The organism is Nocardia sp. NPDC059764 (assembly GCF_042732555.1).
GTDB lineage: Bacteria > Actinomycetota > Actinomycetes > Mycobacteriales > Mycobacteriaceae > Nocardia.
In genome coordinates this window covers 15,292-29,092 of record NZ_JBHWHH010000093.1, presented here as the reverse complement: position 1 = coordinate 29,092, position 13,801 = coordinate 15,292, and the positions used below count along the sequence as shown (strand labels likewise).

Sequence of the window (13,801 nt, the reverse complement as noted above, 5' to 3'; positions counted from 1 at the left end):
GGGCCGTTGGCTGTCGAGGGCCGGGTGCGCGGCCGCTGAAATCACCGCGTTTGTCGGGTGTGTCCGTGGGGAATACCGGTCATCACGAAATGTTCACGGTGTTGCCGGTGAACTTCGCGGTCGGTGCTCGGCCGGGTGGCGACTTCCCCACGTCATCGGGCCGAGCGCCGGATCGAATCGGACCGTGCGGCGTGCGGTGGATCAGTCGGCGACGTAGCCGTTGAGGTTGTTGCGGACGTCCTCGAGCAGGGCGCGGGCGGCGGTGATGCCGCTGCCGTGCCAGATGGCGTCGTCGACGGCGAACTCGCGGCGGTCGCTGACCGCGCCGAGCTGTTTCCAGTTGTCGCCCTTCATGATCGACTTGCCGTAGTCGAGGCCGTCCTTGCCGTCGAACATGAGGAAGATCAGGTCGCCCTCGAGCTTGTCGCGGTCGGCCTCGGCGCTCAGGCCCGAGACGTCGAACGAGTCGCCGCGCTGCGCCTGGGGGCGCTGCACGCCCGCGTCGCCGAGCACCTGGGCGGCGAAGGTGTCGCCGCCCTGCACCTGAATCGTCTTGGGCTCGAAGCGGATCACCGACGCCTGGGTGAGCGCGGAGTTGGCGGCGACGCCGGTGTCCCGGGCCGCGGTGCGGTAGTCGTCGAGGGCCTTGGCGCCGGCGGTCTTGCGGTTGAGGCCCTCCGCGAAACCGGTGAAGGTGGCCTGCCAGCCGTGATCGTCGCCGACCAGGACGGTCGGGGCGATGGCCTTCAGGGCGTCGTAGCGGCCGCGGTCGGCGGCCGGGCCGATGATCAGGTCCGGCTTCAGCTCCGCGATCTTCGCCGGATCCGGGCTGTCGACCGTGCCCACCGCCGGGATGGCGGCGATCCCGGAGCCCAGATACGACGGCTGCGGCGTCGGCCCGGCGACGGTGGCCGCGCCGACCACCCGTTCCCACAGGCCCAGCGCGCAGGCGGCGTCCAAGGCGGGGGTGGACAGCACCACGATGCGCTTGGCGTCGGCGGGCACCTCCGCGGTGCCCGCGGCGTGCGCGACGGACCTGGTGCCCCCGGCCGAGTCGGGGGTGGTCGGCAGCGCGCACGCCTTGGTGGTGTCGCGCTCGATCCCGACCACGCCCGCACCGGCGATATTCGTGGTGGTGCGCACGATCGAGGCTGAGTTGTCATCGGTCTTGGCGCACCCCGCGGCCAGGCCGACGGTCAGCAGCGTCGCCGCCGAGACCAATCCCACACTGCGCAAATGCCGCATAGGGGAAAAGGTGGAGGCGAACGTGTTTCGGGTGGAAGCAGACTCGCGCACCGGCATGCGGGGCAGCCTACAGCCGAGCTCCGCGACTCCCAATTACGACACCGGCGGCCCGACGGATACGACCTCGGCGGAGCCGAAATACGACACAGAGTAGGACCCGGAGCGAGCGCCGATGGGACACGGTTTACGATCTGTCACAGCGCAAGCCACCGTCGTTCGTCATGTTGCCGAACCGGACGCCGGAAGCAGCGTACGAACGATGGCATACCTGTGGAGGTTTCGTGACTGCCGTAGAACCGCGGCCGGCCAGCCTTGTGGAGGCGGAGCGGCCCTATCCTCAAAGGACGGGTCCGAAGGGATCGTTCATCTTCAAGATGGTCACCACGACGGACCCGAAGGTTCTCGGCGTCATGTACCTGGTGACGGCCATCTCCTTCTTCATGGTCGGCGGCATCATGGCGCTGCTCATGCGCGCCGAGCTCGCCCGTCCGGGCATGCAGTTCCTGTCGCCGGAACAGTTCAACCAGCTGTTCACCATGCACGGCACGATCATGCTGCTCTTCTACGCGACCGCGATCGTGTTCGGCTTCGCCAACATCATCCTGCCGCTGCAGATCGGCGCCCCTGACGTCGCCTTCCCGCGTCTGAACGCGTTCAGCTACTGGCTGTACCTGTTCGGCGGCACCATGGCGACCGCCGGCTTCATCACCCCCGGCGGCGCGGCGGACTTCGGCTGGACCGCGTACACCCCGCTGTCGGACATCGTCCACTCGCCCGGCGTCGGCGCCGACCTGTGGATCCTGGGTCTGGCCGTCTCCGGTCTGGGCACCATCCTCGGTGGCGTCAACATGATCACCACCGTGGTCTGCCTGCGCTGCCCGGGCATGACCATGTTCCGGATGCCGATCTTCACCTGGAACATCCTCGTCACCTCGGTGCTGATCCTGCTGGCCTTCCCGCTGCTCACCGCGGCCCTGTTCGGCCTGGCCTACGACCGCCACCTGGGTGGCCACATCTACGACCCGGCCAATGGCGGCGTGCTGCTCTACCAGCACTTGTTCTGGTACTTCGGCCACCCCGAGGTGTACATCATCGCGCTGCCGTTCTTCGGCATCGTCTCGGAGATCTACCCGGTCTTCTCACGGAAGCCGATCTTCGGTTACACCACCCTGGTCTACGCGACCCTGGGTATCGCGGCCCTGTCCATCGCCGTGTGGGCGCACCACATGTACGCGACCGGCGCGGTGCTGCTGCCGTACTTCTCGTTCATGACCTTCCTCATCGCGGTCCCGACCGGTGTGAAGTTCTTCAACTGGATCGGCACCATGTGGCGAGGCCAGCTCACCTTCGAGTCGCCGATGCTCTGGTCGGTCGGCTTCATCGTGACGTTCCTCTTCGGTGGTCTGTCGGGCGTCATCCTGGCGAGCCCGCCGCTGGACTTCCACGTGTCGGACACCTATTTCGTGGTGGCGCACTTCCACTACGTGCTCTTCGGCACCATCGTGTTCGCCACCTTCGCGGGCATCTACTTCTGGTTCCCGAAGATGACCGGCCGCATGATGGACGAGCGCCTCGCCAAGTGGCACTTCTGGGCCACCTTCGTCGGCTTCCACACCACGTTCCTGGTGCAGCACTGGCTGGGCAACATGGGTATGCCGCGCCGCTACGCCGACTACCTGCCGAGCGACGGCTTCACCACCCTGAACACCATCTCCACGATCGGTGCCTTCATCCTGGGTTCGTCGATGCTGCCGTTCATCTGGAACGTCTTCAAGTCCTACCGCTACGGCGAGATCGTGACCGTCGACGACCCGTGGGGCTACGGCAACTCCCTGGAGTGGGCGACGTCCTGCCCGCCGCCGCGGCACAACTTCTACGAGCTGCCGCGCATCCGCTCCGAGCGTCCCGCGTTCGAGCTGCACTACCCGCACATGGTCGAGCGCATGCGCGCCGAGGCCCACGTGGGCTGGGGCTCCAAGTCCCACAACGTGCACGAGCTGGAGAAGGCGTCGCACTAGTCGCCTGACACCTGAACACCACCGCGGCACCCGTCTTCGGACGGGTGCCGCGGTGCGTTGCGGAGTGGGGTGGCCCGACCCCGTCGGCGGCGGGACGCTTTTATGGAGTGATGACCGAGAATGCGGGACCGCGGACCGACTGGTCGGACGCGATGAGGTTGCGGACGCCGATCGTGAACGCGCCCATGGGCGGAGTCGCCGGGGGACGGCTGGCCGTCGCGGTCGCGGCCGCCGGGGGACTGGGCATGATCGGCATGGGCAGCGCGGGCTCGGCCGAGGCGCTCGAACGCGAACTGGCCGCCGCCGCCCTCGACCGCGAACTCCCCGCGCTCGAACGGGAACTGCTGGGGAGCGGGGCAGCGCCCGCGCCCGGCCCGATCGGAATCGGCCTGGTCGACTGGGTGGCGGCCGCGCGCCCGGGACTCCTCGACCTCGCCCTCGCCGCGAAACCCGCCCTGCTGTCGGTGAGCTTCGGGACCGACCTGTCCTGGGCCGCCCGCGCCCGCGCGGCCGGAATCCGGACGGCGACACAGGTTTACACCGTCGAGGACGCCCGGCGAGCCCACGACGCCGGGATCGACGTGCTGGTCGCGCGCGGTCTCGAGGGTGGCGGCCACGGTGCGCCCGAGGTCGCGACGCTGCCGTTGCTGGAAGCGGTGCTCGACGCCGTGCCCGGCCCGGTGCTGGCCGCGGGCGGAATCGGTTCGGCGCGCGGGATGGCCGCCATGCTCGCGGCGGGCGCCGCGGGGGTGTGGCTGGGCACCGCGCTGGCCGCCGCCGAGGAATCGCTGTTGCCTCCGAACAGCCGCCGTGCCCTGCTCGCGGCGCGGGGCACCGACACGATCCTCACGCGGGCGTTCGATGTCGGCATGGAACTGCCCTGGCCGCAGCGGTTTCCGGCCCGCGTGCTGCGCAACGACTTCACCGAGCGCTGGCAGGACCGCGTCGACGAGCTGTCCGCGCCCGACCCGTCCCCGAGCATCGGCGCGGCCCGGGCCGAGCTGGCCGCCGCGAATGCCGCCGATGATCCGCGCATCGCACCGGTCGATGCCGGGCAGGGCGTCGGGCTGGTCACCGCGGTGCGCCCGGTCGCCGAGATCCTGGGCGAATGGTGTTCCGAGGCGGTCCGCCTGCTCGCCCCCGGCGGGCATTGAGCCGTACGCGAGCTTCGCCGACGTGATGCCCGCCACCGTGGGCGGCGGTCGGCGCGGTCGGTGCGAGGCCGACCTGACAGAATGAGCTGCCGCCGCATGTCGGGCGGGCCACGTTGTCGCAGGGACAAGGAGTCATCGATTGAGCGCGTCTGACACGACGGTTCTGGTTACGGTCACCGGACCCGACAAGCCGGGCGTCACGTCGGTGCTACTCGCCGCGCTGGCCAACAACGGGGTCAGCCTGCTGGATGTGGAGCAGGTCGTCATCCGGGGCCGCCTCACCCTGGGCGTGCTGGTGTCGTGTCCCACCGATCCCGAGTCGCTGCAGGATCAGCTCGAGGACGCCATGGCGTCGATCGGCATGGACGTGGCCGTGGAGATCGGGGCCAGCGCCGTATCGGGCGCCAAGCTGTCCACCCACGCGGTCGTGGTGCTGGGTTCGCCGGTCACCGCCCGCGCCTTCAGCGCCATCGCGCGCAAACTGGCCGCGCAGGGCGTCAATATCGACTCCATTCGCGGCATCGCCGACTACCCGGTCACCGGTCTGGAACTGCTGGTTACCGTGCCCGCCGCCGACGCGAACACCGAGACCGAGCTGCGCACCGCGCTGTCCGCGGTGGCCGCCAAGGAGAGCGTGGACGTCGCGGTCGAGAAGGCCGGTCTGGCGCGACGGGCCAAGCGGCTCATCGTGTTCGACGTGGACTCCACCCTGATCCAGGGCGAGGTCATCGAGATGCTGGCCGCGCACGCCGGTGTCGAGGACGAGGTCCGCGCGGTCACCGAGGCCGCCATGCGAGGCGAGATCGACTTCTCCGAATCGCTGCGCCAGCGCGTGGCCACCCTGGCCGGGCTGGACGCCTCGGTCATCGACGAGGTCGCCGAGCGCATCGAACTCACCCCCGGCGCCCGCACCACCATTCGCACCCTGCGCCGCCTGGGCTTTCGCTGCGGCGTGGTGTCCGGCGGGTTCCGCCAGGTCATCGAGCCGCTCGCGCACGAACTGGAACTGGACTTCGTGCAGGCCAACACCCTCGAGATCCGTGACGGCAAGCTGACCGGCGCGGTCACCGGCGAGATCGTGGACCGGGCCGCGAAAGCCGTTGCGCTGCGCCGGTTCGCGGCCGAGACGGGCGTGGCCATGGAGCAGACCGTCGCGGTCGGCGACGGCGCCAACGACATCGACATGCTCAATGCCGCGGGTCTGGGTATCGCGTTCAACGCCAAGCCCGCGCTGCGCGAGGTCGCCGACGCCGCGCTGTCCCATCCGTTCCTGGACGCGGTGCTGTTCATCCTGGGCGTCACCCGCGACGAGGTCGAGGCCGCCGACGCCCGCGACGGCGGTATCCGCCGGGTGCCGCTGCCGCGGTAAGCCGTGCGGTAGCCGCAACGCGTCCAATTCGCTTGCGCCACTCTGAGCTCCGCTCTCGGTACCGTGGTCGGAAACCCGGCGATGACCGAAGGAGTCCGAGTGCGTGTGCGTATGCCGCTGGTGATGGTGATGGCCGGCCTCGCGCTGGTCGCTTGCGGCACCACCGATCCGAACGAGGCGCGACCGGTCTCGGCGACGAGTGCCGCGGGCACCACCGCCGTGCAGGCGACGCCCGCCGACCGCGCGGCCGAGCGGATCGGCGCGGACTCCGACGGCAAGGACGTGAGTCTGGCCGTGGGGCAGGGCCTGGTCGTCACCCTCGAGGCGAATCCGACCACCGGATTCGGCTGGCAGCTGGGTGAGCTGAACCAGAACGTGGTGAAGCAGAACGGGTCACCCGAGTACGAGCAGGACCCCAACCCGGACGGCAAGGTCGGCGTCGGCGGCAAGTCGGTGCTGAATTTCGTGGCCGTGGCCCCCGGCTCGACCACGCTGAGCCTGGCGTACATGCGGGCCTGGGAACAGGGCGTCGAGCCCGCCAAGCGGTTCACCGTGAACCTGACGGTGCGTTAGAACGTCGTTGTAGGAGTGGTTGTGTCGAGCGTTGGATCCACCATCGATGCCGGTTTCGAGGCCAGGCACGCGGAACTGGCCCGGGGCTACGGCGGCGGGGGCGATCCCGCCGACCCGGCTCTGGTCCAGGCCATGCAGATGGTGTTGCACATTCCGAAGAACGATCCGCCCGCGCGGTCGGCGCTGCTGGCGGCCGCCGCCTCGGCGGTGGTCGCGGTATGCCTGGACGAGCGGGTCGGGCCGGACGGGGAGTGGGAGGAGCGCTATCTGACCTGGAAGCGCTCGCGCATCCGGAAGGTGGCGCGGCGGGCCCGCGGGGCGCAGTGGCTGGCGGCGCAGGAAGTCGATGGTGTCACAGTCGATTTCGGCGGCGCGCAGGCGCGGGCGCTGGTGCCGGGTCCGGTGGGGGACGTGGATCCGCGGATCCGTCGGCTCCAGATCAGTGGAACCGAGCTGCCCGAGGAGTCGGACATCGCGATCGATCCGGAATGTCCGGTGCTATGGGTGGACTCGGAATTGGGTATGACTGTGGGGAAGGCAGCGGCACAGGTAGGGCATGCCGGCATGTTGCTGGCAGGCGCCTTATCGGTGCGGCAAGCGTATGCGTGGGCCGCCACCGGGTTTCGGTGCACCGTCGCGGAGGCCGATCCGGGCCACTGGGCGGAATTGCGACGGCGGGTGGCCCGGGGCGACGCGGTGGCGGTGCGCGACGCCGGGTTCACGGAGGTGGCCCCGGGGTCGATGACCGTGATCGCGGTGCCGTAGGTCGGAGGGCATGGAGGCGACGGCGCGAATGGCGCACTAGCGAAACCGAATGGTTGGCGTGCTGACCCATATGGGCAGGGCGTATCGACTTCCCCGACCGGGTGGTCCAGGATCGATTCACGAGTTTCCTCGAAAGGAAACCACGAAATGACAACATTGCTGGTTGTTCTCATCGTGTGGACGGTGCTCTCGATCCCGGTGGCACTGATCCTGGCACGGATGTTCCGCTCCACGAGCGCCGATGCGCGGGGCCGGGGAATGCGGGGCCCGGAGTGTGATCTATCGGAATTCGATACGCGCACCCATGAAATCGCTTATCGTCCCCGCACTTCCGGAGAGGACACGCCCCGGATTCAGCCACCACGTTGACGATCGTCCAGGGCGGTGGGCCAAGATGGACCCCGTGCCGCAACCGGATCCCGATCTGCTCATCGATTTCAGCGACGTCACCGTCCGACGTTCCGGACATACCTTGGTGGGTCCGGTCACCTGGCAGGTGGAATTGGACGAACGCTGGGTCGTGCTCGGCCCCAATGGCGCCGGCAAGACCTCACTGCTGCGGATGGCCGCCGCCGAAATGCACCCCACCTCCGGAATCGCCAATCTGCTCGGCGAAACCCTGGGTCGGGTCGATATCAACGAACTACGCCCGCGCATCGGAATTTCCTCCGCCGCCATCGCCAGCCGGGTGCCGATCGACGAGAAGGTCGCCGATCTCGTCGTGTCGGCGGGTTACGCGGTCATGGGCCGCTGGCGCGAGCGCTACGACGACATGGATACCGACCGGGCCATCGACATTCTGGAAAGCCTGGGCGCGGAACACCTTTCCGACCGCACCTACGGCACCCTTTCCGAGGGCGAGCGCAAACGCGTGCTCATCGCCCGCGCGCTCATGACCGACCCGGAACTGCTGCTGCTCGACGAGCCGGCCGCCGGACTCGATCTGGGCGGCCGTGAGGAACTGGTCGAGCGTCTCGGCGATCTGGCCGCGGACCCGGACGCGCCCGCCATCGTGCTGGTCACCCACCACGTGGAGGAGATCCCGCCGGGCTTCACCCACGGGCTGCTGCTCAACGAGGGCGCGGTGGTCGCGCAGGGTCTGCTCACCGACGTGCTGACCTCGGAGAACCTGAGCGAGGCGTTCCGGCAGTCGATCCAGCTGGACCGCATCGACGGCCGCTACTTCGCGCGCCGCAGCCAGCGTTTCGGGCGGCACCGCAGCTAGCCCGCCTCTCCGAGACTTCAGCGGGCGGCCGGGAGCCGTGGCCGGCTGGCATTCCGGACTTGCGCCGGGTGCCCACGCAATTCTGGGGGTACCCGACGAGTTACCCCCATCGCAACGAGATCAGCTGTCACTGCCGGAATCGCGGCGCGCTGCGATTGCGTCCACAGGGGCCGACGGGCAAACTGTCCGCAACTGCCGCTGACGGAGGGAGCTGGCCGTGAGCCGGACCATCGGTGCCATCGCAGACCGGGCGACCGGTCCCATCGCGTCCCGGGGCACCGGCGCTCTCGCGGTCCTCGCCGTCGCCCTCGCCGCCACCGGCTGCGTGGCCGATCCGCCAGCGGCCCAGCAGGTTTCGAAGTCGCATGCCGCCGAGACGCTGGGCAAGGCCGCGGTGCCCGCGGACCTGAACGGGAAGACCGCGCAGCTCACCTATGACGTCGGCTCGGGCGGCACCATCACCTTCGCCGCGGACGGCCGCAGCCTTACCTACACCGCCGCCGACACCGGACGCCGGACGAATACCCCGGTCGCGGTCGCGCCCATCGAGGCGGGCATTTTCCTGGTTACCTGGACCGACGATTCCGGGGCCGTGGTCAGCCAGGTGCAGGACTACCGGACCGGGAAGGTCGAGGGCACCTGGACCCGGCATCCGGATCCCACCGGGCCGCCCGTCATCGAAACCCGCACCGGATCAGTCCATTTGACCGAGTGAATCGGGGCCGATGTTATTTCGCTCGGGTAAGGGTTATGGTGCGGAATGTGAGCGAGACAGTTGCACAGCCCGGATTCCAGCCCGCCGCGCGCCCGGTCAAGGACGCGTCCACAGTCATGCTGGTGCGCGACGGCGGGCACGGGCCCGAGGTGTTCCTGCAGCGCCGCGTCGGCGGCATGGCCTTCGCGGCCGGGATGACCGTCTTCCCCGGTGGCGGCGTCGACCCCTCCGACGCGTCGGTCGCCCTGGACTGGGCCGGACCCGAAGCCGCCTGGTGGGCCGAGCGATTCGGCATCGACGCGGGCCGCGCCCAGGCGCTGATCTGCGCCGCCGTGCGCGAGACCTTCGAGGAATGCGGCGTGCTGCTGGCCGGTCCGACCGCCGACACCGTGGTCACCGACACCGCCGTCTACGCCGAGGCGCGCGGGCAGCTGGAGCGCCGCGAACTGTCCTTCGCCGAATTCCTCACCCGCGAGAACCTGGTGCTGCGCGCCGACCTGCTGCGCCCCTGGGACAACTGGATCACCCCGGTGATCGAGCCGCGCCGCTACGACACCCGCTTCTTCGTGGCAGTGCTGCCGGAGGGCCAGCTGGCCGACGGCGCCACCTCCGAGGCCGAGGTCGTCACCTGGTGCACGCCCGCCGAGGCCATCCGCCGCTGGCACGAGGGCCTGGACGTGCTGCTGCCGCCGACCTGGACCCAGCTCGCGGCGCTCGGCGAATTCGCCTCCACCGCCGAGATTCTCGCCGCCGTCCGGACCATCGTCCCGATCATGCCGGTCTACGATCCCGAGGCCGAGGGCCCGGCGCTGGCCTTCCCGCACGCGGACCGCTACTTCGCGGAACTGCCGGAGAACGCCCGCATCCGGGGCTCACAGCGACCCGAGTAGGTCGGTAGCTCAGTGCTGCGGCGTGGCCGCGGCCCACACCAGGCTCCACAGCATGGCGCTCACCGCGAATCCGAGCGCCGCCGCCGCGGCCACCACGTGGGCCTGGATCCCGACCCCGACCGCGATCGGCAGCCCGACCTGGACCAGCGCCACCACGAACACCCGCAGCCAATACGACGGCGGCTGTTCGGGTTCCGGTTCGGGCGGGCGCTCCGCCGAGCAGAAGGGGCATCGGCTCGCTACGACCGGCAGGGTCGAGTCGCAGCTGGGGCACCACATGTCACGCATAAGAACTCCACGATCGAGCACGCCCGCACGGGCGGAGGGACACCATACCCAGGGCTCGAAGTAGGGTGATCGGCTGTGGCCGAATTCGTGACCGTGGACCGGGGCGTGGCAGAGGGTGTCGCGGTGCTCCGCATCGCCCGCCCCCCGATGAATCTGATCGATCTGCAGGTGGCGCTCGAGGTGGCGGCCGCCGCCGACGAGATCGCGGCCGACGGGTCGATCGTGGCCGTGGTGGTCTACGGCGACGCGCGGGTGTTCAGCGCGGGTGACGAGCTGGCCGAGCTGGCCCGCCTCACCCCGGAGCAGGCGCAGGCCATGGCGGCCGACTTCCAGTCGGCGCTGGGCTGCCTGGCCCGGCTGCCGCAGCCGACGGTCGCGGCGATCAGCGGGTACGCGCTGGGCGCGGGCCTGGAACTGGCGCTGGCGGCGGATCGCCGCATCATCGGCGACAACGTGAAACTGGGCCTGCCGCAGATCAAGGCCGGGCTGATCCCGCTGGCGGGCATCCGCCGTCTGAGCCTGCTGATCGGGCCGTCGCACGCCAAGGATCTGGTGTACAGCGGACGCTTCGTGGATCCGAAGGAGGCCGCGGCGCTGGGCCTGGTCGACGAGGTGGTGGCGCCCGACGATGTGTTCGCCGCCGCACTGCGCTGGGCGGGGCAGTTCGTGGGTGGTCCGGGCGCGGCGATCGCGGCCGCGAAACGGGTCTTCGAGGCCGGTACACATGGTCATGATCGGGCCCGCCGCGAGTGGGCTGACCTGTTCGGAACCGAAGATGAGCAGGTTGGAACACGTTCTTATTTGGTCGACGGACCGGATGCGATCCCGTTCACCGGTCGTTCAGTGGCCCGATAACACCGCTCACCGGGCTATTCATTAGGCTTGCCTGCATGACAGTTGGTCCTGAAGACCCCGCGCCGAACCCGCACGCCACCGAGGCCGAGGTCCAGGCCGCGTATAGCGACAACAAGCTCGCCCAGGTCCTTTATCACGACTGGGAAGCCGAGACCTACGACGACAAGTGGTCGATCTCGTACGACGAGCGCTGCATCGAGTACGCCAAGGGTCGCTTCGACGCCGTCGCGCCCAGCACCGAGCTGCCCTACGAGCGAGCCCTCGAACTCGGCTGCGGCACCGGCTTCTTCCTGCTGAACCTGATGCAGGCGGGCGTGGCCGAGCGCGGCTCGGTCACGGACCTGTCGCCGGGCATGGTCAAGGTCGCCACCCGCAACGGCCAGAACTTGGGCCTCGACGTCGACGGCCGCGTCGCCGACGCCGAGACCATCCCCTACGAGGACGACACCTTCGACCTGGTCGTCGGCCACGCCGTGCTGCACCACATCCCCGATGTGGAGCTCGCGCTCAAGGAGTGCCTGCGCGTGCTGAAGCCGGGCGGTCGCTTCGTGTTCGCCGGTGAGCCGACCACCATCGGCAACATCTACGCGCGTCGCCTGGGCCAGGTCACCTGGAAGGTCACCACCACGGTCACCAAGCTGCCGTTCCTGAGCGGCTGGCGTCGCCCGCAGTCCGAGCTCGACGAGTCCTCGCGCGCCGCGGCCCTCGAGGCCGTCGTCGACCTGCACACCTTCGACCCCTCCGACCTGGAGAAGATGGCCCGCAGCGCGGGCGCCGTCGAGGTGCAGGCCAAGACCGAGGAATTCGCCGCCGCCCTGTGGGGCTGGCCGGTCCGCACCTTCGAGGCCGCCGTGCCCGAGGAGAAGCTGACCATCGGATACCGCATGGCCCAGTACAAGGCGTGGCTGGCGTTCTCCGCCCTCGACGAGAAGGTGCTGCGCCACGTGGTGCCCCGCCAGTTCTTCTACAACGCCATGATCACCGGCGTGAAGCCCGGCGCGTCCGCCAAGTAGGCCGACTCCGCGAAACCCCGTGGGCTACGCCTTCACTCGCGACGACATCGCCTACCTCTCCAGTGCCGCCGGCGCGGCGGCCCTGGCCGAGGTGGGCGATTTCGCGCTGTCCTCCGCCTCGCTCCTCAAGGATCTGGAGCGCATCCGCCGCGGGCACGGCGACCGGGCCGCGGCCCTGGTCGAAACCGTCCGCCTGCGCCGCCGGGCCACCGCCAAACTGGCCGGCGCCGGGGACTGGCTGTTCACCGACGACGCCCTCCAGCAGGCGACCCCGTCGGCGGTGGCCGCGCACCGCGCCCAACGGCTGGCCGGGCGCACCGTGCACGACGTCACCTGTTCGATCGGCGCGGAACTCGCCGCGCTCGCGGCGGTCTGTCCCGCCGTCATCGGCAGCGACCTCGACGACATCCGGCTGGCCATGGCCGCACACAACGCGTGCGCGCGAAATGTGTTGCTGGCCAAGGCCGACGCGCTGGTTCCGTGCAGCACCGCCGACGTGGTGATCGCCGATCCCGCCCGCCGCGCCGACGGCCGCCGCACCCACGATCCGGCCAAACTCCAGCCGCCGCTGCCGGATCTGCTCACCGCCTACTCCGGCCGCGACCTCGCCGTGAAGTGCGCTCCCGGACTGGATTTCGACACCCTCGGCTGGTCGGGCGAGGTCGAGGTGGTCTCCCTCGACGGCGCGGTCCGCGAAGCCTGCCTGTGGTCACCGGGTCTCACCGAACCGGGCGTCACCCGCCGCGCGACGGTCCTGTCCGCGACGGCCGATCCCTGGACCCTCACCGACACCGCCCCCGACGACATTCCCGAACGGGAGCCGGGGGAGTGGATCATCGATCCGGACGGCGCCGTCGTCCGCGCGGGCCTGGTCCGCCACTACGCCGCGAAACACGGCCTGTGGCAACTGGATCCCCGCATCGCCTATCTCACCGGCGACCAGGTTCCCGACGGCGTCCGCGGCTTCCGCGTCCTGGACCGCATGGAATTCCGTGAGAAGCCCCTGCGCGCCGAACTCCACCGCCGCGACTGCGGACCCCTCGAAATCCTCACCCGCGGCGTCGATATCGACCCCGACGCCCTGCGCGCCCGCATCAAACCCCGCGGCTCGGTGCCGCACACCCTCGTCGTCACCAGAATCGGCCGCGCCGCAACGGTTTTCCTCTGCACGACCCCGTAGGATCTCAGCCCTGATAGGTCGCGTGGGTCGGCCGCATCACCAGTACGACACGATCAAGGTGGTCGCCCACGGGTTTCTCGTAGGGGAGTCCGTAGCGCTGTGCGAGGACATCGAAGAACTCTCCCTCGGTATCGCTGTCGACGCGTTCGACCACGCCCCGGATCTCCAGGTAGCGGTACGGCGCCTCGGGATCGTTGATGCTGACCGCCACGTGCGGGTCGCGGGCGGTATTGCGGTGCTTGGCCCGGGTCGTCGTGGTGGTGAAGCGCAGGACCTCCCCGTCCCAGATCTGCCAGATCGGGGTGACCTGCGGGGTGCCGTCGGGATTCAGTGTGGCCAGGTGCGCGAACAGGGGCCGGGTGAGCAGGTCGGTGTACTTCTCGGGAATCACGCTGTAGGACATGCGCACGCCTTTCGGGACCGTAGAGATGACATCAGAATATGAGAGCGAAGATAGATTAGAGCTCTAATGATCGTCAAGGTTCGAACAAGGGGGTGGGCTATCATGCCG

Annotated in this window: 15 protein-coding genes; 12 read left to right on the top strand and 3 right to left on the bottom strand. The window is 69.5% G+C overall.

The annotated features are described in order from the left end of the window. Nucleotides 1-201: 201 nt before the first annotated feature. Entirely contained in the window at nt 202-1,245 is a 1,044-nt protein-coding gene (locus ACFV4K_RS21040; protein WP_379276989.1) for an ABC transporter substrate-binding protein, read from the bottom strand. 281 nt (nt 1,246-1,526) lie between these two features. Between ACFV4K_RS21040 and ctaD the strand changes: the two genes are divergently transcribed. From ctaD to ACFV4K_RS20995, 9 genes are all read left to right on the top strand, one after another. Next, nucleotides 1,527-3,263, top strand: a complete 1,737-nt coding sequence (ctaD, locus tag ACFV4K_RS21035) for a cytochrome c oxidase subunit I (protein WP_379276988.1) — start codon at nt 1,527-1,529, stop codon at nt 3,261-3,263. A 110-nt stretch (nt 3,264-3,373) separates the two neighbouring features. Further along, entirely contained in the window at nt 3,374-4,417 is a 1,044-nt protein-coding gene (locus ACFV4K_RS21030) for an NAD(P)H-dependent flavin oxidoreductase (RefSeq protein WP_379276987.1), read from the top strand. A gap of 139 nt (nt 4,418-4,556) precedes the next feature. After that, nucleotides 4,557-5,786, top strand: a complete 1,230-nt coding sequence (serB, locus tag ACFV4K_RS21025; RefSeq protein ID WP_379276986.1) for a phosphoserine phosphatase SerB — start codon at nt 4,557-4,559, stop codon at nt 5,784-5,786. Between the two features lie 99 nt (nt 5,787-5,885). Then, complete coding sequence (locus tag ACFV4K_RS21020; RefSeq protein WP_379276985.1) at nt 5,886-6,359, top strand: protease inhibitor I42 family protein; 474 nt, start codon at nt 5,886-5,888, stop codon at nt 6,357-6,359. A 21-nt stretch (nt 6,360-6,380) separates the two neighbouring features. Beyond that, nucleotides 6,381-7,124, top strand: coding sequence for an aminoacyl-tRNA hydrolase (locus ACFV4K_RS21015; RefSeq protein WP_379276984.1), 744 nt, complete (start codon nt 6,381-6,383; stop codon nt 7,122-7,124). 147 nt (nt 7,125-7,271) lie between these two features. Then, a complete protein-coding gene (locus tag ACFV4K_RS21010) occupies nt 7,272-7,493 on the top strand; it encodes a hypothetical protein (RefSeq protein ID WP_379276983.1) in 222 nt (73 codons plus the stop codon). A 25-nt stretch (nt 7,494-7,518) separates the two neighbouring features. Next, a complete protein-coding gene (locus ACFV4K_RS21005; RefSeq protein ID WP_379276982.1) occupies nt 7,519-8,349 on the top strand; it encodes an ABC transporter ATP-binding protein in 831 nt (276 codons plus the stop codon). A 217-nt stretch (nt 8,350-8,566) separates the two neighbouring features. Continuing rightward, nucleotides 8,567-9,064 (top strand): hypothetical protein, encoded by a 498-nt coding sequence (locus ACFV4K_RS21000; RefSeq protein WP_379276981.1) that lies wholly within the window; start codon nt 8,567-8,569, stop codon nt 9,062-9,064. A 116-nt stretch (nt 9,065-9,180) separates the two neighbouring features. Next, nucleotides 9,181-9,954, top strand: a complete 774-nt coding sequence (locus ACFV4K_RS20995; RefSeq protein WP_379276990.1) for an NUDIX hydrolase — start codon at nt 9,181-9,183, stop codon at nt 9,952-9,954. Nucleotides 9,955-9,963: 9 nt separating this feature from the next. Here ACFV4K_RS20995 and ACFV4K_RS20990 read toward each other — a convergent pair whose 3' ends face one another. Further along, the gene (locus ACFV4K_RS20990) at nt 9,964-10,242 is read right to left on the bottom strand and encodes a hypothetical protein (RefSeq protein WP_357096277.1); all 279 of its coding nucleotides are present in this window, start codon (nt 10,240-10,242) and stop codon (nt 9,964-9,966) included. Between the two features lie 75 nt (nt 10,243-10,317). On the opposite strand from ACFV4K_RS20990, the gene ACFV4K_RS20985 reads away from it, so the two are divergent. Genes ACFV4K_RS20985 through ACFV4K_RS20975 form a run of 3 tightly spaced genes read left to right on the top strand, consistent with a single transcriptional unit; the run spans nt 10,318 to nt 13,290 of the window. Then, nucleotides 10,318-11,097, top strand: a complete 780-nt coding sequence (locus ACFV4K_RS20985; protein WP_379276980.1) for an enoyl-CoA hydratase-related protein — start codon at nt 10,318-10,320, stop codon at nt 11,095-11,097. Between the two features lie 35 nt (nt 11,098-11,132). Further along, a complete protein-coding gene (locus ACFV4K_RS20980) occupies nt 11,133-12,110 on the top strand; it encodes a class I SAM-dependent methyltransferase (RefSeq protein ID WP_357096273.1) in 978 nt (325 codons plus the stop codon). Between the two features lie 19 nt (nt 12,111-12,129). Next, the gene (locus ACFV4K_RS20975) at nt 12,130-13,290 is read left to right on the top strand and encodes a class I SAM-dependent methyltransferase (RefSeq protein ID WP_379276978.1); all 1,161 of its coding nucleotides are present in this window, start codon (nt 12,130-12,132) and stop codon (nt 13,288-13,290) included. Between the two features lie 4 nt (nt 13,291-13,294). Here ACFV4K_RS20975 and ACFV4K_RS20970 read toward each other — a convergent pair whose 3' ends face one another. Continuing rightward, nucleotides 13,295-13,693, bottom strand: coding sequence for a PPOX class F420-dependent oxidoreductase (locus ACFV4K_RS20970; protein WP_379276976.1), 399 nt, complete (start codon nt 13,691-13,693; stop codon nt 13,295-13,297). Nucleotides 13,694-13,801: the final 108 nt, after the last annotated feature.